The sequence below is a fragment of the Thalassotalea litorea genome (assembly GCF_043642205.1).
In the GTDB taxonomy this organism is placed as follows: Bacteria; Pseudomonadota; Gammaproteobacteria; order Enterobacterales; family Alteromonadaceae; genus Thalassotalea_A; species Thalassotalea_A litorea.
On the sequence record NZ_JBHZSG010000007.1, the window covers coordinates 119801 to 139385 of the forward strand.

General features: G+C 43.7%; 24 protein-coding genes. 10 read left to right on the forward strand and 14 right to left on the reverse strand.

Going from position 1 to position 19585, the window contains the following annotated elements; translation table 11 throughout:
* Window positions 1–7: 7 nt before the first annotated feature.
* The 13 genes from ACHUFQ_RS05830 to ACHUFQ_RS05890 form a co-directional block, all read right to left on the reverse strand.
* On the reverse strand, window positions 8–553 hold the full coding sequence (locus ACHUFQ_RS05830; RefSeq protein WP_394173849.1) for an outer-membrane lipoprotein carrier protein LolA: 546 nt from the start codon (window positions 551–553) through the stop codon (window positions 8–10).
* Window positions 553–978 (reverse strand): acyl-CoA thioesterase, encoded by a 426-nt coding sequence (locus tag ACHUFQ_RS05835; protein WP_394173851.1) that lies wholly within the window; start codon window positions 976–978, stop codon window positions 553–555. The genes ACHUFQ_RS05830 and ACHUFQ_RS05835 overlap by 1 nt, the downstream gene beginning before the upstream one ends.
* Entirely contained in the window at window positions 968–2494 is a 1527-nt protein-coding gene (locus tag ACHUFQ_RS05840; RefSeq protein ID WP_394173911.1) for an HAL/PAL/TAL family ammonia-lyase, read from the reverse strand. The genes ACHUFQ_RS05835 and ACHUFQ_RS05840 overlap by 11 nt, the downstream gene beginning before the upstream one ends.
* A 17-nt stretch (window positions 2495–2511) precedes the next feature.
* Entirely contained in the window at window positions 2512–3492 is a 981-nt protein-coding gene (locus ACHUFQ_RS05845; protein WP_394173853.1) for an LpxL/LpxP family acyltransferase, read from the reverse strand.
* Entirely contained in the window at window positions 3492–4223 is a 732-nt protein-coding gene (locus tag ACHUFQ_RS05850) for a glycosyltransferase family 2 protein (RefSeq protein ID WP_394173855.1), read from the reverse strand. Before ACHUFQ_RS05850 ends, ACHUFQ_RS05845 begins: the two co-directional genes overlap by 1 nt.
* A gap of 3 nt (window positions 4224–4226) precedes the next feature.
* Window positions 4227–4583, reverse strand: a complete 357-nt coding sequence (locus ACHUFQ_RS05855) for an ApeI family dehydratase (protein ID WP_394173857.1) — start codon at window positions 4581–4583, stop codon at window positions 4227–4229.
* Window positions 4570–5919 carry an AMP-binding protein gene (locus ACHUFQ_RS05860; protein ID WP_394173859.1) on the reverse strand — a complete coding sequence of 450 codons (1350 nt, stop codon included), beginning with the start codon at window positions 5917–5919 and terminating at the stop codon, window positions 4570–4572. The genes ACHUFQ_RS05855 and ACHUFQ_RS05860 overlap by 14 nt, the downstream gene beginning before the upstream one ends.
* Window positions 5903–6472, reverse strand: a complete 570-nt coding sequence (locus ACHUFQ_RS05865; RefSeq protein WP_394173860.1) for a COG4648 family protein — start codon at window positions 6470–6472, stop codon at window positions 5903–5905. Before ACHUFQ_RS05865 ends, ACHUFQ_RS05860 begins: the two co-directional genes overlap by 17 nt.
* 6 nt (window positions 6473–6478) lie before the next feature.
* The gene (locus tag ACHUFQ_RS05870; RefSeq protein ID WP_394173862.1) at window positions 6479–6724 is read right to left on the reverse strand and encodes an acyl carrier protein; all 246 of its coding nucleotides are present in this window, start codon (window positions 6722–6724) and stop codon (window positions 6479–6481) included.
* Window positions 6725–6732: 8 nt separating this feature from the next.
* Window positions 6733–6993, reverse strand: coding sequence for a phosphopantetheine-binding protein (locus ACHUFQ_RS05875; protein ID WP_394173864.1), 261 nt, complete (start codon window positions 6991–6993; stop codon window positions 6733–6735).
* Window positions 6974–7762 (reverse strand): lysophospholipid acyltransferase family protein, encoded by a 789-nt coding sequence (locus ACHUFQ_RS05880; protein WP_394173866.1) that lies wholly within the window; start codon window positions 7760–7762, stop codon window positions 6974–6976. Before ACHUFQ_RS05880 ends, ACHUFQ_RS05875 begins: the two co-directional genes overlap by 20 nt.
* Before the next feature lie 2 nt (window positions 7763–7764).
* The gene (locus tag ACHUFQ_RS05885; RefSeq protein ID WP_394173868.1) at window positions 7765–8481 is read right to left on the reverse strand and encodes a beta-ketoacyl synthase chain length factor; all 717 of its coding nucleotides are present in this window, start codon (window positions 8479–8481) and stop codon (window positions 7765–7767) included.
* 293 nt (window positions 8482–8774) lie between these two features.
* Window positions 8775–9056, reverse strand: a complete 282-nt coding sequence (locus ACHUFQ_RS05890) for a VF530 family protein (RefSeq protein ID WP_394173869.1) — start codon at window positions 9054–9056, stop codon at window positions 8775–8777.
* A 314-nt stretch (window positions 9057–9370) separates the two neighbouring features.
* Between ACHUFQ_RS05890 and lexA the strand changes: the two genes are divergently transcribed.
* The 5 genes from lexA to ACHUFQ_RS05915 all read left to right on the forward strand — a co-directional run bounded on the left by lexA (window position 9371) and on the right by ACHUFQ_RS05915 (window position 15218).
* Window positions 9371–9985: a transcriptional repressor LexA gene (lexA, locus tag ACHUFQ_RS05895; RefSeq protein ID WP_394173871.1), complete on the forward strand. Its 615-nt coding sequence runs from the start codon at window positions 9371–9373 to the stop codon at window positions 9983–9985.
* A gap of 594 nt (window positions 9986–10579) precedes the next feature.
* Window positions 10580–12115 carry a cytochrome c oxidase subunit II gene (coxB, locus tag ACHUFQ_RS05900; RefSeq protein ID WP_394173913.1) on the forward strand — a complete coding sequence of 512 codons (1536 nt, stop codon included), beginning with the start codon at window positions 10580–10582 and terminating at the stop codon, window positions 12113–12115.
* 11 nt (window positions 12116–12126) lie between these two features.
* Window positions 12127–13737 carry a cytochrome c oxidase subunit I gene (gene ctaD / locus ACHUFQ_RS05905; RefSeq protein ID WP_138320138.1) on the forward strand — a complete coding sequence of 537 codons (1611 nt, stop codon included), beginning with the start codon at window positions 12127–12129 and terminating at the stop codon, window positions 13735–13737.
* Window positions 13738–13752: 15 nt separating this feature from the next.
* Window positions 13753–14295: a cytochrome c oxidase assembly protein gene (locus ACHUFQ_RS05910; RefSeq protein ID WP_394173873.1), complete on the forward strand. Its 543-nt coding sequence runs from the start codon at window positions 13753–13755 to the stop codon at window positions 14293–14295.
* A gap of 44 nt (window positions 14296–14339) precedes the next feature.
* Window positions 14340–15218 carry a cytochrome c oxidase subunit 3 gene (locus ACHUFQ_RS05915; protein WP_394173875.1) on the forward strand — a complete coding sequence of 293 codons (879 nt, stop codon included), beginning with the start codon at window positions 14340–14342 and terminating at the stop codon, window positions 15216–15218.
* A 45-nt stretch (window positions 15219–15263) separates the two neighbouring features.
* Here the strand turns inward: ACHUFQ_RS05915 and ACHUFQ_RS05920 are convergent, their stop codons facing one another.
* Window positions 15264–15479: a DUF2909 domain-containing protein gene (locus ACHUFQ_RS05920; RefSeq protein WP_212744502.1), complete on the reverse strand. Its 216-nt coding sequence runs from the start codon at window positions 15477–15479 to the stop codon at window positions 15264–15266.
* A 38-nt stretch (window positions 15480–15517) separates the two neighbouring features.
* Between ACHUFQ_RS05920 and ACHUFQ_RS05925 the strand changes: the two genes are divergently transcribed.
* The 5 genes from ACHUFQ_RS05925 (at window position 15518) to ACHUFQ_RS05945 (ending at window position 19543) form a co-directional block, all read left to right on the forward strand.
* Window positions 15518–16291, forward strand: a complete 774-nt coding sequence (locus ACHUFQ_RS05925) for an SURF1 family protein (protein WP_394173878.1) — start codon at window positions 15518–15520, stop codon at window positions 16289–16291.
* A 2-nt stretch (window positions 16292–16293) separates the two neighbouring features.
* Window positions 16294–16854 (forward strand): hypothetical protein, encoded by a 561-nt coding sequence (locus ACHUFQ_RS05930; RefSeq protein WP_394173880.1) that lies wholly within the window; start codon window positions 16294–16296, stop codon window positions 16852–16854.
* A 47-nt stretch (window positions 16855–16901) separates the two neighbouring features.
* A complete protein-coding gene (locus tag ACHUFQ_RS05935) occupies window positions 16902–17909 on the forward strand; it encodes a COX15/CtaA family protein (protein ID WP_394173882.1) in 1008 nt (335 codons plus the stop codon).
* A complete protein-coding gene (gene cyoE, locus ACHUFQ_RS05940; protein WP_394173884.1) occupies window positions 17902–18837 on the forward strand; it encodes a heme o synthase in 936 nt (311 codons plus the stop codon). The genes ACHUFQ_RS05935 and cyoE overlap by 8 nt, the downstream gene beginning before the upstream one ends.
* A 73-nt stretch (window positions 18838–18910) precedes the next feature.
* Window positions 18911–19543 carry an SCO family protein gene (locus ACHUFQ_RS05945; RefSeq protein ID WP_394173886.1) on the forward strand — a complete coding sequence of 211 codons (633 nt, stop codon included), beginning with the start codon at window positions 18911–18913 and terminating at the stop codon, window positions 19541–19543.
* Window positions 19544–19585: the final 42 nt, after the last annotated feature.

The window sequence follows — 19585 nt, forward strand, 5'->3', positions numbered from 1 at the left end:
CCCGACGCTAGTCCCGGTTATATAGCAATTGTATTTCGGTTTTATTGCCGGATATTTCCAAAACGCTAATATCGGAAACCACTCCACGACCACACAATTGAATTTGTGCGATAACATCCGAAAGAGACTTTGCCTTAGGCGTCAGAAGTACACACTGTTGCTGCTCGGTCTGAAAAAATCCAAATTGTGTAGCGATTGTTTCAAGATGTCCGGTAGTTACGGCTTTCAATAATTCAACGACCGGTTTCGCACCAGATATTTCTACTTGATTGCCAATATTATCTTCGGAAAAAATGCGGTTGCCTCGGATAAATAAAGCGCTATTTACCGGCTTTTTTGTCAACCAATCAAATTCCGTGCCGGACACTCTAAACTGTCCCTCGGAAATAAAAGGTTTTTTCAGCGCCGCAAAATATTTCTTCTGAACGAAAGTGCCGTTAGCTTCAGTACTGAACTGTAGCGCCAAAGTCTCCTGAACTTGTGTTGTAGTAAGAGAATTCGCAAGCAGAGCTGGCGCGATAAATAGAAGGAAGCAACTCACTATCCTGAACATTACAAGTATCCTTTAAGCTTTTCCAACAAGATTGGCGGACTGGCAAACAACATTTCTGAGGAGTTTTTATCCACCGCAACCTGAATCGTATATCCTTTGGTTAAAATCGTACCATTCCCGGCGTCAGAAATGACATACTCAATTTTTAGCCTCGATTCATATTCAACCAGGAACGCTTCTACATTGATTTTCTGAGTAAATACTGCTGAATTCACGTACTTTATCCGCATATCAACAATTGGCCACATATATCCTGATGCATCCATATCGATGTAGTCATACTGAATTTTTCTCAACAATTCACAACGAGCTACCTCAAAATATCGAGCATAGTTACCGTGCCATACGATGCGCATTGGATCGCAATCATGAAATGGAACATCGATAATGACATTCGCTTTAAGCACAAAACGCTTAGTTTTCATAAAGGCTCCATCTTTGCTCCTGGATATAAGCAACCGTTTGCCTTAAAACGCCCTCTAGTGGGCGATCTTCAACCAAGTCGTCAAAGAATTCGGTTACATCGTCATACATAGCCGCCAATTCACCCGACAAACTCTGATAGTCAATTACTCCAGTTTGAATACGGATGCGTAACCCCTGAACTGCGGCAAGCAAGCCACTCGCTAGGACCTGTTCGCTTAATTGCAATACCCGCATTGCGTCTCTGGCCGCTATGGTTCCCATGCTAACCTTGTCCTGATTATGACACTCTGTAGAACGCGAAAAGACGCTGGCGGGCATGGTTAATTTTAATGCTTCTGCAGTATACGCTGAAGCGCCTATCTGTACGGCTTTCAAACCATGGTTAATAAATCTGCGCTGATCGCAACTGGAGGAGAGGTTTGAAGGCAGGCCGTTATTGTAACGAGTGTCGACTAGGGAGGCTATCTGCCTATCAACTAAATCGGCAAGATTAGCAACACTGGTTTTCATCGAATCCATTACCATGGCGATGTGACCACCATAAAAATGCCCACCATGCAGTACATGTTCGCCAACACCATCGATAATCGGGTTGTCATTCGCTGAATTCAATTCATTCTCAATGGTTTGACGATAAAATCCTAAGCTGTCCTGAAGCACACCAATAACATGAGGCGCGCAGCGAATCGAATACCTGTCTTGCAGCCTCTGAGAGTTTCTTGGATGCTCATGATGGTTTAAATCACCACGGATCCAGGCAGCGACTTGCTGTTGACCTAAGTGCGGCTTTACCGAAAACAAAATATCGTCAAAATGGTGACTATTACCCTGCAACGCCAAACTTGTCATCGCCGTAACCCGGCTTGCCAGCTTAGCCAAATATTCGGCTCTGGAATATGCCAGGCAGGAAATTGCTGTCATCACAGCAGTACCGTTCATGATCGCCAACCCTTCTTTAGGGCGAAGCTTTATCGGCGATAAACCAAGCTCAGACATGGCTTGGGAACTATTCACTATATCCCCTCGAAAATATACATCGCGCTCTCCCACCAGCGCACCAGCGACATAGGATAATGGGGTCAAATCACCACTTGCCCCTACCGATCCTTCTTCTGGAACAACGGGCACCACATCCTGATTTATGAACTCAGTTAACAGGTTTAATAATGGCCAGCTAACGCCAGAGTAACCCTGACTTAATGATGCTAAACGTGTTGATAGAATGGCTCGTCCTTCAATTTTATTAAAGTACTGACCTAATCCACAGCCATGGAAGCGCGTTAAATGCAATGGCAGTTCTTCCACTAGGCGCATTGGAATATCTACCGTGACCGAATCCCCATAGCCAGTTGTAACCCCATAGATAACACCATCTTCCTTAAGAAGGGCGTCAAGAAATTCAACTCCTGCATCAATTTTTCTGACGAAATCAGAACCGCCAGACAATTGAGCATTGGAACGCTGATAAGCAATCTCGAGAATATCTTCAATGGTAAGCGCACCGGCGCCGAACATCACTACATTTGAGGTCACTACAAATTCTCCATTCTATCTTTTTTAGGTATTTCTTGATGACGGCTGACATCTTCATCTTGTTGCCAAAAAGAATAAAAATTGTACCACTGATAAGGGTACAGGCAGGCATAATAAGCCAATCGACGAGCATATTCACGCACGAGATTTTCGATTATCCGCGCACGATTTTTTCGATTCATCGGTAATGACTGTCCAACCGGCTCAAATATGACTCTATATTTAGCCTTGTCTTTTAAACAGAACAACCAAAATATAGGCACTTCCATCAACGCTGCCAGAATAAATGGCCCTTGAGAGAAAGGCGCCTGCGCTCCCAGAAAATCTTGATAAATCACTCGCCCAGATTGCGAGACGCTAGTTCGGTCTCCCACAATAACGACGAATTCCCCCTGTTCTGTCTTCTCTTTGAGATGAATAGCCATCGCTGGATTCAAGTCACTAACCTGGATCAGGTTTATCGAAACATCGGCATTAATTCTTTCGAGAGCTTTATTGAACTTGACTGCGTTTTCAGTAAAGACAAGGACATTAATAACGGCTTTATTATGTAATTGGCTGAGCGCACGACAAACTTCTAAGTTTCCTAAATGCGAACCGATAAACACCGCACCTTGCTTTTGCTCTACTAACTTAGGAAAAATAGAAGCATCATTGTAAACAATATCTCGCTGACTGATTTTTCCCAGCCAAGCATCAATTTTATCAAATGCGGAATCAGCGAAGCTACATACATGCTTCAATGTGGTCAACTGACCTCGGTTCTTAAAATAAGGGGTAGCTGCAGCAACTCGGGTCATGAATTCCTGAGAGGCGGAACGAGTGCTCCGGGATGTCGCGTAAAAATACAAAACCACAGGAAATAACACTATCCATAATAGTTTTCTTCCAAGGAATTTATAACTCCACATTAAGATCGACATACCTAAGAAGGAGCCACGCTCCTGAATATTCGACCAGTGGTTACGATTCGAAGACATTAGCTTAAGCTTTTCTTTATCAACAATGGGCTTCGCATCAACATTCCAAAGACTAGTCTGGTATGCATCCATGAGATTAACACGTTGTCTTTAAAAGCTTTGAAATGAGAAACGCCATTTTCGGGGTAAATTACTTGCGTCGGAAAGAATTTGATCGGCACATCCCGCCAATATAAACGCACTAGAATTTCTATATCAAAATCCATTCGCTTACCCAGCGTCGTTGCTTGCATCAATTCTATACAAGGTTGTAATGGGTAAACTCGAAATCCACACATTGTATCTTTCAGTTGCAATGACAAGGTTTCAATCATCACCCAAAAATGAGTAATGTACCTCGCCCAGTATCTATGACGAGGTATCGAATCATCATAGACAGGCATGCCGCTGATCACGCTTTGTGGATTCTGCTTAGAAAGAGCGAGCATCATCTCGATATCATCCAAGCAATGTTGACCATCGCTATCTATCTGAATTGCATAATCATAGCCATCCTGATGTGCCCGTTTCAATCCACTCTGTACGGCACCTCCTTTGCCTTGATTTTGCTGATGATGAACCAGAGTAAGAAACGTGTATTCACTCTCCAACTGACGAAAATAATTACTCGCATCTTCATCGCTACCGTCATTAACCATAATCACGGGCAGCTGATACTTCCGAAGTTCCTGCAATAAAGGTTGAAGGTATTCGGTATGATTGAAATTAGGGATAACAAAGCAGTAACTCAAGGCTCAATCCTTTACTATGACTCTTCCGGATGCATGGGTACCTGACTGCGATAGTAACGCAAAGGTGAACTTACTGGCTGATTTTTGCTCGAGTACCAATTCAATCTTCGAATCGGGCTTAATGACCATTTGATATTTCAATACCTCTACCTGATGTACAACATTCGTAGGCATATGCAAATACTCACAGGCATACTTCACCGCCCAGTCAAGTTGTACAACTCCAGGTAAAATAGGCGCACCCGGAAAATGACCAGAAAAATAACTTAGCTGCTCGGAGACATAGAGTTCCAGGGTCACCTTATCGTTTTCAGTGCGTACCGACAGTATTTCCGGCACAGTGTTGTTATTTTCCGTCAAAAAGTTTCTCCAGCTCTCTAAGGGGGACTTTACCCTGGCTGTTATAGGGAAATTGCTCTACAAATCGCCATTTTCTGGGCAAGCAAACACGTTCGAATTTTTGTTCTAAAAATTGTTTAAGGCGGTTTTGTGCAGCGCGCTTATTTGCGGTGTCTACCTTGCCGTTGTATTCCACTACCGTTGCGATTATCTGTCGTTCCTGAGCCAATGCAATCATTTTGCAATTATTGACATCCGGATGCGTTCGCAAGTATTGCTCCATTTGGGTTAAATTTACACGCTTTTCTTCTAATTTAATGGTCCGGTCAACTCGCCCTCGCAATTTCAATCGATTGCCTGAGGTGACAACGCCTATGTCGTCCATCAGCAAAGAAGTTTCTTGAATATAAGGTGATGAAAGTCTGATTTGACCGCTGCCTTTATCAGTTTCTATTACAATACCCGGAAACAAGGTCCAATCTGGTGCCGGAAGTTGTTCAAACGTTCGATGCGCAATGCCACCAGACTCGGTACTACCGTATATTTGTCTTACCCCTCGTTTAAATTGTTGCGCGAGCAATGTCGCAGTAGCGTCAGCTAAAGGTCCACCAGAAGAAAAAATCTCTGAAAATTTATGATGATAAGGTGTAAATATATTGTCCAGAGCAAGACGTTTTAAAAACGCAGGGCTAGATACAAAGCAGATTTGAGAGTGTTTTTCTATAAGTTCTCGGGCATGTTCAGGATAAGCTATCGTTTTGGTCACGGTAACCCCATTGGCGATTGGCCATAACAGGCGAAACAACATGCCATAGATATGTTGATGACTCACAGAAGATAAAAATACGGTTTCAGAAGGGATAGCAAAGGTCTGCGACAAGTTAACCAATTCACTGTTGAGGTTAGCCCATTGCTTTTCTATTTTTTTCGGTTGTCCTGATGACCCTGATGTAAAGAATATCAGCCGGCCATATAAAGGCCAATATATCGACTCATCAACGCTAGATTGTTCATGGATGTCTTCCAGGCTTTGCAGATCTGGGACATCAACGCTGCCTGCACAAAAGTCGACGCTTGCAGCCAGTTCTGCGAGTGTTTGCGATTGACTATTAGCCGGAAAAACTAAAGTCCCACCTTCATTGGCAATGGCAAACAGCCTGACCGCAAACAAATAAACATCATCTTCTGAAAGTAAAACCGCGGGTGACTCAGATTCCACATTTTGAAATCCCTTCCTGACTTTCGCTCGATAACTAGCAATATCTGCAAAGAACTCATAGCTACTTATCCGTTTGCTATCAAATTCAAATAAATTATTGGTTTGTTGAAATCGGAGTTGACTACGCAGCGTGCTCATTCCGCTTCCTGACATAAAGACGCACTAAAAATTCAATCGCTATTATTAATGCCACCAACAAATATGCAATAAATCCGTTATACATGCTCCAGACTTCGATGCTGCTATAGATTGCTGTATACCAGGCAATACCAGCGTTAATCAGGAAGAATATGCACCAAGCTTTGGTTACTTGCTCGGTATATAAAACACCTTGTGCTGGTAAGTCTGGCTCTTTAATGCGAGCCAGCATTTCAATGACGCATGGCTTTTGTATCAATGAAAAAGAAAATACAGCGAACAAAGTCAGGTTAATAACCACTGGGTAAAATAATAACAAACCCTGGTCATTGATTAATGCTGTAACCGTCAATACGGCAACTCCAAGAATACTCGTCGGCACTAACCAGGGTATACGCTTAACTAAACCTTTGCTCAACCATAAACGCACAACCAATATCGCAATGAACACCACAGCAAGGATTCGTGGTTGCAGATATTGTAGCCCTAGATATATCGCTATTGGATAGGCGATCAACAGGCTGGCAATGACTATGGTTAGTAATATTTTCACAATCAATTAAGCTGCAAGCTTTTCCAGCTCCACAACGATATCTTCTACAGTACGAACTTGTTTGAACGCTTCAGGATCAATTTTTTCGCCAGTAATATCGCTAAGCTTAACCACCAAATCAACCGCATCAATGCTATCAAGTTCCAACTCTTCATATAGATTCGCATCTAATGAAATGTCACTTGCTTCAATCTCGAAATCATTAACTAAAATTTCGGTTAATGTTTCGATAATTTCACTTCTAGTTTGCATTTGTATTCCTATTTCGCTTGGTGTTCTAATATAAATTTGCTCAGACTATTCACGGTACTGAAATGTTTCTTGGTTTCTTCTGAATTAGCATCAAGTTTAACCTGGAATGCTTTCTTGATAGCTAAACCCAACTCCAGAGCATCAATACTGTCTAACCCGAGACCTTCGACAAATAAAGGTTCGTCATCTTTGATTTCTTCGACGGAAATATCTTCCAAATCCAAAGTCTCAATAATCAAAGTTTTCAATTTAATTTTTAATTCGTTCATAATTTTCTAAGTGCTCTTGAAAGAAATTTTCTAATTGTTTTGTCAATGACCTACAGCGTTTTGTCAGCCCGTCCTCGACGCTTCCAGAAAGCTCTACCGATTGCGACAAAGGCTTTAAGAAGAAATTCATTCGACGTGGCGGGACCTTATACCACTTTTCATTTTTAGTCAGGGTGCTTGGCTCCATTTTTAACAAAACAGTTTGTAATTTAGCATCGCAGCGCAAAGCAATATTGGCAGCTCCCCTTAAGAATTTAATTTTTTCACCTGGGGTAGTTCGCGTTCCCTCTGGAAAAATGATCAGATTATTACCCAAATCAAGTGAACGTTTGCAATCGTTCAACAATCCTTCAGGGTCGGCATTGCTTATATAACCCGTGCTTTTTAGCACATGCTTCATAATTGGGTTTCGAAATAAATGAGCTTTCACAACGCAATCAGCGTTCGGCACAATAGATATCAATACCACTACATCGATCAGTGAAGGGTGATTGGCGAGGATTAAATGCCCTTTCAGCCCCTTAAGTTGATTTTCATTTTCAATGATAAACTTCGAAGTACCAGTGTATTTCATCAGCCCAATAAAATATTTGAATGCAAAATGTACAGTCCGTCGAGCGATGGATTTACGCATTTCTGCATCTTTCCAAAATAACCGTTGCATTGGAAAAATGACTAGCGCTAACACCGCGGCTCCAATCGCAAAAGTCGTATAGCAAACCGCCGTAGTAAACAGTCGCCAGATATAACTAAAGTAATTTTTCTTCATCTCTACTCCAGGGGACCTTGAGCCGAAAAAATGGACGTGCGGTTACGCTTTAAGCAACCTAAAAACTGTATCGCTTGGGGGAGTTTACTTTCTTGAGAAAGAGCCCCTTGCAACTCGTCCAAACTAATCCCCTTACCAGAACTCATGTTATCTGCTACGCGCATTCTAAATGCCAAAGCATGATCTACCTGAATCTCATCTTTATATTGCTCATAAATACTCGGTAAGACCTGATCACAGTGCACAAACAACATTTCCTCTGCCATGCCACTCTTTATCCTCGCATACGCATCCATAAGCCCCATCAGTAACGTATTCGCGCCAGCGGAAATAGTTGTTGAGGCATCAGCATTGGCGGTAAATATGGTAAATAAACCCGCAACTGCGTTGTGCACAGACAAACTAAACGCCGTCGGTGACAACGGTTCCTGTTCGGATAAATCCAACAGTAAATTCGAGGTTTTATGCAGATCGCCATGCCGGGACGTAAACACTGATTGCATCGGTTTTACCAAACCGTCTTCAGTTATCGACGCCTCATAAGCACAAGCAAGCGCCATTTTCATGAACTTACTTAATCTTCGCCTCTGAATTTTTGGGACCCAATCCAGGGTTGGGAGTTGATCTTTCGACAACTCGTGCCGCGTGCTAGTTAATTTTTCCTCTAACACCACGTGAGTCGGCAACAAATAGGATAAATTTTCAATTAATATATGCACTTGTGCATCCTTACCAATTTTCTCCCTTCCTGGGAAGCTGCCCTAGCCTTTTTCAGACTATGATGAACAGCTCAAAAATGTGCCTGATTATACCAAAAAACCATCACCTTTAAAGTATTCGATTAGCATGGCTAGTTACCAGCGAAGGGGAAGTTAATTTAGTCGTTATTAAATCAATTTTAAGGTTGTAAAATTTGAGTTAACTGCACAAATGAAACTCAACGTATCCGATTTTTCTGATCTGACAGGATAAACTCAATATGCTTGCTGTAACTGATGTGCTTTGCAGAGTATTAAGGTTTGAAATTGGCCCAGGGATCCGGGTCCTGAACCACATCCGAGGACAAAGTCTCACCATGAACGATGGTTTCAATATACAGTTGCTCAACCTGAGCTCTTGCCCACGGCGTGCGACGCAAAAATTTTAGCGACGATTTCAAGGATGGGTCATTACGAAAACAGTTGATTTTGACGTGTTCTCCAAGGCTTTCCCAACCAAACTTTTGCTCTAATGAGACCACGATCTGCTCTAAGGTGATGCCGTGTAAGGGATTGTTGGGTTGCTGCGATGCCATAACGACTTATTTGAATGGAATAGTAGGTCTAAGTTTATACCAGCTGACAACGGTGCTAAAGAACTTTCCATAGTTTTGCACCCTTAAATCAGGTTTATGTCGCAATAAACTGCCCAAGAGGAGCAATAATAATCAAATGTTAAAATAAAATTCATTGAAAAGTTCCGGCCGACTAGAAAGTTTAACTGTGCTGGAATTTTTTCGAATTAAACTGGAACCCACAAACTAAAAATTGAACCGTTTATTCATTTGCTTTTAGCTATCAACTGTATATACTGACAGTACAATGTACTGTACAGATAGACAGGAATGTTATGCGTCCTTTAACCAAGCGCCAATCACAAATATTTGATTTAATAAAAGAAAAAATCGCTGATACGGGGATGCCGCCAACCCGAGCGGAAATTGCGGACTTTTTTGGGTTTAAATCAGCTAATGCCGCAGAAGAACATTTGAAAGCGCTGGCGAAGAAAGGGTTTATTGAAATGTTACCGGGCACTTCCCGGGGTATTCGTCTGGCAGATGAACATAACGAAGAGCTGGGATTACCCTTGATCGGTCGGGTCGCTGCGGGCGAACCGATCCTGGCTCAGGAACATGTTGAAGACAGATATCAAATTGACGGTAATTTGTTTCACCCGTCTGCCGATTACTTATTAAGGGTAAATGGCGAAAGCATGAAAGACATTGGTATTATGGATGGTGATCTGCTTGCGGTACACCAGACCACAGATATCCATAATGGCCAGGTTGTCGTCGCTCGGGTAGAAGAAGACGTTACGGTTAAGCGCTATAAACGAGAAGGGAATGTGGTTTACCTGCACGCCGAAAACAAAGACTTTGATCCTATCAAGGTCGATTTGACCAGCCAGCAATTTAATATTGAAGGCATAGCCGTCGGTGTTATTCGTAGCGCTGATTGGATGTAACTGAAAACAAAACCAATTTAACTACCTGAAAGTACATCCAGGGATACTTGGCCGGTCCCTTTTCAGGTAGTTATTACTCATTTTTCTCTCCGCTTTATCCGCACTCCCATAATTTTTCCCGATAAACGCTTTTTCTTCGCACACTTTTTAACCACTTGTTACTCCTTAATATTGCACCATATTGTTTTGAATTGAGCATATTTAAAGTTTGATTCCCTTTTAAATCACTTCCTGCGAACATAATGTGAGCAATTACTCTACAGTTTTTGCCTAAAAAAAAGCAAATTAACCGTTTAAAGCACTAGACCTTGATTAAAAATTGAGTAATCCTAGAAGTCGAATTAAAAAAAATCATAAAAATTACGCTAAATCCTGCCACTTCTTCGATGTAGGAATGCGGTACGTAAGAAAGTGGGCTGTTAACCTATTTCAGCTGAGCTTCGCTCAACTAAGGTGTTTAACCGTCCCGATAATAAAAATAAATTTTACGGAAATTTGAGACATCGAATTCAGTTGTATCCTGTCGCTTGTTTCTGTCTTTGTTCGCTAAAGCAGAGGAGATGTCTAGTGAAGAGACGTAACCTGGGTTGGCTGATGTTGGGAAGTTTGTTTTCCAGCGCAGCTTGGGCAGACATGCAGTTAAACATGACCAAAGGTGTAACAGATATCAGCCAGGAAGTATTCGGGCTGCATATGTTGGTAATGTGGATTTGTACTGTCATTGGTATTGTTGTATTTGGTGCCATGTTCTGGTCGATGATTTTTCATCGCAAATCTAAAGGTGTGAAACCCGCCACCTTCCACGAAAGTACTAAAGTTGAAATACTTTGGACTGCAATTCCTATTCTTATCCTTATTGGTATGGCCTGGCCGGCTACCAAGACGCTTATTGCCATGGAGAATAATGATAACTCGGATATTACTATTCAGGTTACCGGCTCCCAATGGAAATGGCACTACAAGTACTTTGATTCCGATATTGAATTTTATTCAGTGCTAACCACGCCTCGTGATCAATTCGATAACCGTGAAGGCAACTATGTCACTAAAGGCGAACACTATTTGCTGGAAGTTGATAAACACCTGGTTATTCCGGTCAATAAGAAAGTTCGCTTTTTGATCACCTCCGATGATGTTATCCACTCATGGTGGGTACCAGATTTTGCCGTCAAACAAGATGCAAACCCAGGGTTTATTAATGAAGCCTGGACCAAGGTTAACGAACCGGGCATTTATCGTGGCCAGTGTGCCGAGCTTTGCGGTAAAGACCACGGTTACATGCCGGTAGTGGTTGAGGTGAAATCTGAAGAAGATTACGCATTGTGGATAGATGAGCAAAAAATGGCTCTGGAGCAGGCAAAACTTGCTGAGCAGGAGTCTTTAGGTGCGACTATGTCTATGGAAGAACTGATGACTCTCGGTTCAGAAACTTACACCGCTTATTGCGCCGCATGTCACCAACCCAATGGTATGGGCCTGCCACCAGCTTTCCCTGCTCTTAAGGGCAGCCCAATGGTGACTCAAGATAAAGCCGCTCACATTGATATTGTGCTCAATGGTAAAGCGGGTACCTCAATGGCGGGCTTTGGTAAGCAGTTGAGTCTCAAGCAACTTGCCGCGGTTATTACCTATGAGCGCAATGCCTGGGGTAATGACACCGGTGAAATGGTCCAACCGGCGGATGTTAACGCGCTTTCTGCAACTCCTCAGTCTGCTGCCGTGGACAAACAAGGCACTAAAGATGACGCCGTAGAAACGGTTGCCCTGGTTCAGGAAAAATCGGAACAAGCAAAGCCCGAGGCCAGCGTCAGTGAACCTGCGACCATGGCACAATTGATGGAAGAAGGTGAACAGGTGTATATCGCCAAGTGTTCAGCCTGCCACCAGGCCAATGGTGCGGGCTTACCGCCAGCATTTCCTGCCTTAAAAGGCAGTGCCATGGTAACCGAAGACATTCCAGCTCATATCGAAATGGTGAAAAACGGCAAGCCGGGTACCGCCATGTTGGGCTTTAAAGATCAGTTAAATGCCAGAGAAATGGCTGCGGTTATTACCTATGAGCGAAACGCCTGGGGTAATGACACCGGTGAGCTTGTGCAAGCAAGCGATATCGATGCCAAAAAAGAATAATGAGGTAAGACATGACGACTGTAACAGACACAATGGAACACGTGGATGGACATCATGATCATCATGATCATCATGCCGACCATAAAATGACAGGAATTAAGCGCTGGCTGTTAACGACCAATCATAAAGATATTGGTACGTTATACCTGTGGTTCTCGTTCATTATGTTGCTGACCGGTGGTGCCATGGCCATGGTTATCCGGGCAGAACTCTTTCAACCGGGTTTGCAAATTGTAGAGCCTGATTTTTTTAACCAGATGACCACAGTTCATGGGTTAATCATGGTGTTTGGTGCCATCATGCCGGCCTTTACCGGTTTGGCAAACTGGATGATACCGATGATGATAGGTGCGCCAGATATGGCGCTGCCTCGCTTAAATAACTGGAGCTTCTGGATTTTGCCATTTGCCTTCGGTATTTTGCTGGCGTCTTTATTTATGGAAGGCGGTGGTCCGAACTTCGGCTGGACTTTCTACGCACCATTATCCACGACCTATTCAAACGGTAGTACCGCATTCTTTGTATTCGCCGTACATATTATGGGCATTTCCTCCATCATGGGTGCGATTAATATTATCGTTACCATCATGAATATGCGCGCGCCTGGCATGACATATATGAAAATGCCATTGTTCGTTTGGACCTTCTTTATTACCGCGTACTTGTTAATCGCGGTGATGCCAGTGCTTGCGGGTACAGTAACCATGGTACTGACGGATACTTACTTTGGCACCTCTTTCTTTGATGCCGCGGGCGGCGGTGATCCCGTATTGTTCCAGCATATATTCTGGTTCTTTGGTCACCCGGAAGTGTACATCATGATCCTGCCTGCTTTTGGTATTGTTTCGACGACAATCCCGGCGTTTTGTCGTAAACCACTTTTTGGTTATAGCTCCATGGTTTATGCAACCGCATCGATCGCATTCCTGTCGTTTATTGTATGGGCGCACCATATGTTTACCACCGGTATGCCGTTAGCGGGTGAGTTGTTCTTTATGTATTGCACCATGTTAATTGCCGTACCGACCGGGGTAAAAGTCTTTAACTGGGTAGCCACCATGTGGCGCGGGGCAATCAGTTTTGAAACACCAATGCTGTTTTCCATCGCGTTTGTCATTCTCTTCACCATCGGTGGGTTTTCAGGACTCATGTTGGCGATGACACCGGTAGATTTCCAATACCATGATACCTATTTCGTTGTTGCCCATTTCCATTACGTACTGGTTACGGGTTCTTTGTTCTCTATTTTCGCTGCGGTCTATTACTGGTTGCCGAAATGGACCGGGCACATGTACGACGAAAAACTGGGTAAATTGCACTTCTGGTGTTCAATGATCTCGGTCAACGTGTTGTTTTTCCCAATGCATTTCCTAGGTCTGGCGGGCATGCCACGCCGTATCCCGGATTATGCATTGCAATTTGCTGACTTTAACAAGTGGGTAAGTATTGGTGGTTTTGCCTTTGGCCTGTCACAACTTATCTTCCTGGCGTTGGTGATTAAATGTATCCGTGCCGGTAAACAGGCAGAAGCAAAATCCTGGGAAGGTGCAGAAGGTTTGGAATGGACGGTGGCATCTCCTGCGCCGTATCACACTTTTGCAACACCACCTAAAGTCGATTAATACAAAGAGGGATTTATGTCAGAGCAACAACAACCGCAAATTAGGAAGTCCGTCGCCAAACTGTGTATGACAGTTGTCGCCATGTTTGCCTTTGGTTTTGCTCTGGTGCCCCTTTATGACGTGTTTTGTGAAGTAACGGGTTTAAATGGTAAGACCGCCACTGAGGCGACCACTTATCAGGCCGATGGAATCGATGAAAGTCGTACCATTACGGTGCAGTTTATTAGCCGCACGGCGAAAAACGCAGCCTGGCAATTTGAACCTGAAATGAATTCCATCCAGGTTCACCCGGGTGAAATGAAGTTTGTGAAGTTTTACGCCAAAAACAACACCGGAGCCAATGCAGTCGCACAAGCCGTGCCCTCTGTATCACCGGGCCAAGCTGCTAATTATTTTCAGAAAATTGAATGTTTCTGTTTTAACCAGCAGCCGTTGCAGGCAAATGAAGATATCTGGATGCCATTGCAGTTTTATGTCGATCCGGACTTACCTGAAGAGATGACCGAGCTAACCTTGTCGTACACCTTGTATGACATTACGGCGAGTATCGGTTCTTAATTGAAATCAGGTAATGCAGGGCTTACAGGAACGAAGGAAATCTTATGTCAAATAAAGATTACGAAACGTATTATGTGCCGGAGCAAAGTCACTGGCCCATCGTTGGTGCACTAGCACTATTTTTAATCGCCATAGGCGCAGGTAGCTATGTGGCGAATCTGGATACCGGGGAAGGTGTGGGTGGTTACATCCTGCTAGCTGGTATCGCGTTGATTGTTTATATGATGTTTGGCTGGTTTAGCAATGTCATCAATGAATCTATGGCCGGCAAGTACTCCGCGCAAATGGACGCATCATTTCGCCAGGGTATGAGTTGGTTTATCTTCTCGGAAGTCATGTTTTTCGCGGCATTCTTCGGAGCGTTATTTTATGCTCGTATGTTGTCGGTGCCCTGGCTTGGCGGTGAGGGCAACAACTATGAAACCTGGAATGTCTTATGGCCCGAATTTCAGGCTGCCTGGCCTTTGATCAAAACACCTGATGGCAGCACAACCACCGGCATGGGTTGGTATGGATTACCCCTGATCAATACCATTTTGCTCTTAACCTCGTCCGTTACTGCGCATTTTGCCCACGTGGCGTTAGAAAACAATAAACGCGCATCGTTAAAGTTTTGGTTGGCTAGCACCATTTTACTTGGTTCCGTATTTTTAATATTACAAGTCGTGGAATATCAACATGCCTATGCAGACCTGGACTTAACACTGGCTAGCGGTATTTACGGTAATACCTTTTATATGCTTACCGGCTTCCATGGTATGCACGTAACCTTAGGTACTATCATGCTAATCGTTATGTTTTTGCGGGTGATGAAAGGCCACTTTACTCCTGAGAATCACTTTGCTTTTCAAGCTACCAGTTGGTACTGGCACTTTGTTGATGTGGTATGGGTATTACTTTTCGTTTTTGTTTACATCCTTTAAGTCAAAAAGACGAAAGTTAGATGGTTGGGGCTTAGCCCCAACCGTTTAGAAAGGGCGCGGGTTTGGGGTAATAATGCCCGTCGCCAACCCTAGCAGAATTAACGCGATAATTAGCGCTGAGAACACAACTCGGCGACCAATAAATTTAGACATTTTTTCTTGTCCCTGGGGCTTTTTCACCATCAGGCGCATAGCTCGAACCAAGTTGTAAATCATGGTGATAAGTAACACCACAATTAATATTTTAAATAACGTATCCAAGATACCTCCATTTGTAGTTGTTTTAATTTGAAGTAGTAATGGCAGAGTCAGTTAAATCCAAACACGAACACATACAGTCGCCCTTTGCAGTTGTCAGTCACTGGCGTTGGCCATGGGTAATATTTACCTTGCTGGTATTTTCATCATTAATCAAGCTTGGTTTATGGCAATGGCAACGCGCCGATGAAAAATTTGAACGGCTGCAACGGATGCAGGAACTGTCTGTATCTCAACCTTTGAGCCTGGCACAAATCGATTATCGACAATCGCCGGAATTGCTCAATGATTTACCTGTTCACCTATCTGGAGAATTTCTTTCGCAGATATTCCTGCTCGACAACCAAACCGATAATGGCAAAACCGGCTATCGTGTGTTTGTGCCTTTTCAGGATACATTAAGCAAACAGAACATCTTAGTTAATTTAGGTTGGCTCCCGGGTAGTATTGATCGAACCATCATACCTGAGATAGCGCCCATTAAAGGATTGCAGACGTTTAGCGGCCATGTTCGAGTAGTTGAAGCTCCGCTATTTCATATCGACCAGACTTATAACAACATCTGGCCGCAACGGGTTCAGCATATTGAACCTGAAGCCATCGCCAGACATTTAAAAATTAACCTGGCGCCCGTGGTTATTTATCTCGACCCTGATGTCACAATTGGTTATAAAAAGAACTGGCACCCCATTGTCATGCCTCCTGCAAAGCACCGGGGATATGCCTGGCAATGGTTTACTCTGGCAATCGCATTTTTAACGTTGATGGCCTGGGCTGCCCATAAAAACAAAAATAAAAAAGAACAAAGGAAGTGAACATGAGCGTAACCGATAAATCCAAATCTCGTCTCAGTCTGGTTCTCGTTATTGGGGTCTTCGTCGTGCCAGTGATTCTCGCCAAGCTTGCCTTGACCAACCAGTGGTTTAATGAAGGAGTAACGAACCAGGGCGCATTATTAGATCAGCCTTTGGATCTCACCGAACTTGGTGTCAATACCGATGCCATCGACAAACAGTGGTTGATTATCTACGGATTACCGCAAACCTGTGACGAAAAATGCGACCAAACGCTGTTTTCCATCAATCAGTCCTATCTTGCTCTGGGGCGTGAAACACCAAGAGTCACGCCTGTGGTTATGGATCCGGTCGGTACCCATCAGGCATTGATCACCCGTTTGAATCAGCAGCATTGGCAGATACAAGCATCCTCACTGCAGGCAAAACTCAGAGTCCTGCCTAGTCAAATCTATATTGCTGATCCTCTGGGTAATGTCATGATGATTTATCCTCGCCCGGAAACCGAACAACAGTTTAAACAGTTTTCCAAAGATTTACTGTCGGATATGCGTAAATTGCTTAAGTATTCGCGCATCGGATAGATGCTCAACGCCTAGATAAACCATAAATTATCGCAAAGGAAAGACGTATGCAGAATAATAAACCTTTGATCATATTCACTCTGATCCTGGCCCTTGGGGTTATTTCTCTTGGTGCATTCACACGCTTGACCGACGCCGGACTTGGCTGTCCAGACTGGCCAGGTTGTTATGGTTTAATAGATGTTCCCCAAACTGAAACACAAATCGCTAAAGCCGAAATGGCGTTTCCGGAACGACCGGTGGAACCGGCTAAAGCCTGGAACGAAATGATCCATCGCTATTTTGCCGGAACCCTTGGATTATTGATTGGGTTAATTTTTATCTTGTCGTTTAAAAACCGTGACCAGGGAGGCCCGCTGTATTTGCCTTTGCTGATGTTAGGCGTAGTTATCTTTCAGGCCGCGCTTGGCGCCTGGACGGTCACATTAAAACTAATGCCAATTATCGTCATGGGGCATCTTCTGGGTGGATTCCTGACCTTGTGTTTACTCTATTTATTATTGCTTCGGGTGAGTAAGGTCAACGATCGTTCGATGGATGCGTCGCTGACTCGTTACACCCCATTTGCCTTTATTGGCATCGTTATTCTGACGTTGCAAATTGCCCTTGGTGGATGGACATCATCCAATTATGCCGCCTTAGTCTGCCAGGAACTTCCGGTTTGCCATGATGGCTGGATGACGCAATTAACCTTTAGCGAATCATTCCAGCTGATCCCACCTGAGCGAGAAACTTATGAGTTTGGTCATCTGGGAGCGGCTGAGCGTATTACCATCCATGCGATGCATCGTATTGGCGCGATGATCACGCTGATATATTTGGCCTGGTTAGCATTGACGTTATTTTTTAAAGCGCGATCCGCCGGATTAAAGAAATCCGCAGCGGTTATGGGGTTGATTTTAATCATTCAGGTCGCTCTGGGCGTGTCCAATGTCGTCTTTTCTCTGCCGTTGGCCGTCGCGGTTGCCCACAATGTCGTCGCCGCTTTGTTGATGTTGGCTCTTATCACCATTACCTATTCCCTTAAATCTCGTCCGGAGAATGCTTATGTCTGAAATCGTTACTGAAGCCAACACCAAAGCTGTTGTTGCCGAACCCGTTGTTGAAAAAGCGCAAGCCCCATTGTGGCGAGAATATTATGAGATAACCAAGCCGCGAGTGGTCGCTTTACTGGTATTAACGGCGCTGGTTGGTATGTGCATGGCAATGCCAGGGGCGATCCCATGGCAAATTATGGTGCCGAGTATTGCCGGGATCTGGTTGTTATCCTCCGCTTCTGCGGCGATTAACCACATCGTTGACCAACAAATCGATGCGAAAATGGCACGTACCAGCCATCGACCTCTTCCCAATGGCAGAATTACAACCACTAAAGCCATCATATTTACCGCAACCTTAAGCGTGATTGGTTTTTTTATGCTTTATGCTTGGGTCAACCCTCTGACCGCTTGGTTAACGCTTTCAGGATTAGTGGGCTATTCGGTCATTTATACCATGTACCTAAAACGGGCTACGCCACAAAACATTACCATAGGTGGATTAGCCGGAGCGATCCCTCCCTTATTGGGATGGACGTCGGTAACCAATGAGATCCATCCCCATGCATTGCTACTCGTGTTATTGGTATTTACCTGGACCCCACCACATTTTTGGGCTCTGGCGATTCACCGCCGGGATGATTACGCGAAAGTGAACATTCCGATGTTGCCGGTCACCCATGGCATCAATTTCACCAAAACCCAGATACTGCTTTATACGGTATTACTGTTTATTGTCGGTCTTATTCCTTATTTAGTGGAAATGAGTAATTGGCTATATCTGATAGGGGCAGTGACGCTGAATTTGATTTTTCTAGGGTACGCATGGAAGTTAAAATTCAATGCCGAGAAAGACACGGCGATGCAAACCTTCCGTTTCTCCATTATTCATTTAATGGTATTGTTTGTGGTTCTGTTAGCGGATCATTATTTACTGCCGTTATAAGCCCTCGGCAATAAAAAAACTGACAGGTTCGTGAGATAAAACAGAAACTGTTCCGTTGTTAAAGGTTTCATTTATGCAAAAATTTATTTTGATTATTCTGGCCATTGTTGCCGCTGCGATTGGTTTGGTTTTATATCAGGTTTATAGCCAGAGCCAGCAGGTTGAACAGGCACTGGTGTATCAGCAACCTCGCAGCATTTTGCCGTTTGTCATGACCGATCATAACGGTGACGAGTTCGCTAATGAGCAACTTAATGGTAAATGGTCATTGGTCTTTTTCGGTTATACATCCTGCCCGGATGTCTGCCCCGTGACTTTGCAGGAATTGAACTACGTTTATGCCAACCTAAACAAGGCCGCCAATGATCCGGTACAAGTTTTACTGGTAAGTGCCGATCCACGCCGCGATAGCCAGCAACGCCTCAATAATTATATCAATTACTTCAATAAAGAGTTTATCGCCCTGCGAGCCGAACACGATGTGCTGTTTCCATTCTCCAGAAATCTCGGCCTTATGTATTCGATTACCGACGATATGAGCAAAGAAAACTACTTGGTGAATCACAGTGCATCGATTGTGCTGATTAATCCAAAGGGACAAATCCAGGCAATATTTAAACCGGAAATCAATGTTGGTGAAGTGCCAAGCGTAGATGCCAAAATATTACTCAGCGATTTTGCCAAAATCGTGAAACAAACCACATAAAACGACATAATTAACGATAAAAAAGACGTATGTAACAAGGAA

Bases quoted from the DNA above. Each gene is read 5' to 3' on its own strand.
- ACHUFQ_RS05880 (WP_394173866.1), bottom strand. From the start codon at position 7,762: ATGAAGAAAAATTACTTTAGTTATATCTGGCGACTGTTTACTACGGCG.
- lexA (WP_394173871.1), top strand. From the start codon at position 9,371: ATGCGTCCTTTAACCAAGCGCCAATCACAAATATTTGATTTAATAAAA.
- ACHUFQ_RS05915 (WP_394173875.1), top strand. From the start codon at position 14,340: ATGTCAAATAAAGATTACGAAACGTATTATGTGCCGGAGCAAAGTCAC.
- ACHUFQ_RS05845 (WP_394173853.1), bottom strand. From the start codon at position 3,492: ATGTCTTCGAATCGTAACCACTGGTCGAATATTCAGGAGCGTGGCTCC.
- ACHUFQ_RS05930 (WP_394173880.1), top strand. From the start codon at position 16,294: ATGAGCGTAACCGATAAATCCAAATCTCGTCTCAGTCTGGTTCTCGTT.
- ctaD (WP_138320138.1), top strand. From the start codon at position 12,127: ATGACGACTGTAACAGACACAATGGAACACGTGGATGGACATCATGAT.
- ACHUFQ_RS05875 (WP_394173864.1), bottom strand. From the start codon at position 6,993: ATGAACGAATTAAAAATTAAATTGAAAACTTTGATTATTGAGACTTTG.
- ACHUFQ_RS05830 (WP_394173849.1), bottom strand. From the start codon at position 553: ATGTTCAGGATAGTGAGTTGCTTCCTTCTATTTATCGCGCCAGCTCTG.
- ACHUFQ_RS05860 (WP_394173859.1), bottom strand. From the start codon at position 5,919: ATGAGCACGCTGCGTAGTCAACTCCGATTTCAACAAACCAATAATTTA.
- ACHUFQ_RS05910 (WP_394173873.1), top strand. From the start codon at position 13,753: ATGTCAGAGCAACAACAACCGCAAATTAGGAAGTCCGTCGCCAAACTG.
- ACHUFQ_RS05835 (WP_394173851.1), bottom strand. From the start codon at position 978: ATGAAAACTAAGCGTTTTGTGCTTAAAGCGAATGTCATTATCGATGTT.
- ACHUFQ_RS05870 (WP_394173862.1), bottom strand. From the start codon at position 6,724: ATGCAAACTAGAAGTGAAATTATCGAAACATTAACCGAAATTTTAGTT.
- cyoE (WP_394173884.1), top strand. From the start codon at position 17,902: ATGTCTGAAATCGTTACTGAAGCCAACACCAAAGCTGTTGTTGCCGAA.
- ACHUFQ_RS05840 (WP_394173911.1), bottom strand. From the start codon at position 2,494: ATGTTCGGCGCCGGTGCGCTTACCATTGAAGATATTCTCGAGATTGCT.
- ACHUFQ_RS05945 (WP_394173886.1), top strand. From the start codon at position 18,911: ATGCAAAAATTTATTTTGATTATTCTGGCCATTGTTGCCGCTGCGATT.
- coxB (WP_394173913.1), top strand. From the start codon at position 10,580: ATGTTGGGAAGTTTGTTTTCCAGCGCAGCTTGGGCAGACATGCAGTTA.
- ACHUFQ_RS05925 (WP_394173878.1), top strand. From the start codon at position 15,518: ATGGCAGAGTCAGTTAAATCCAAACACGAACACATACAGTCGCCCTTT.
- ACHUFQ_RS05890 (WP_394173869.1), bottom strand. From the start codon at position 9,056: ATGGCATCGCAGCAACCCAACAATCCCTTACACGGCATCACCTTAGAG.
- ACHUFQ_RS05935 (WP_394173882.1), top strand. From the start codon at position 16,902: ATGCAGAATAATAAACCTTTGATCATATTCACTCTGATCCTGGCCCTT.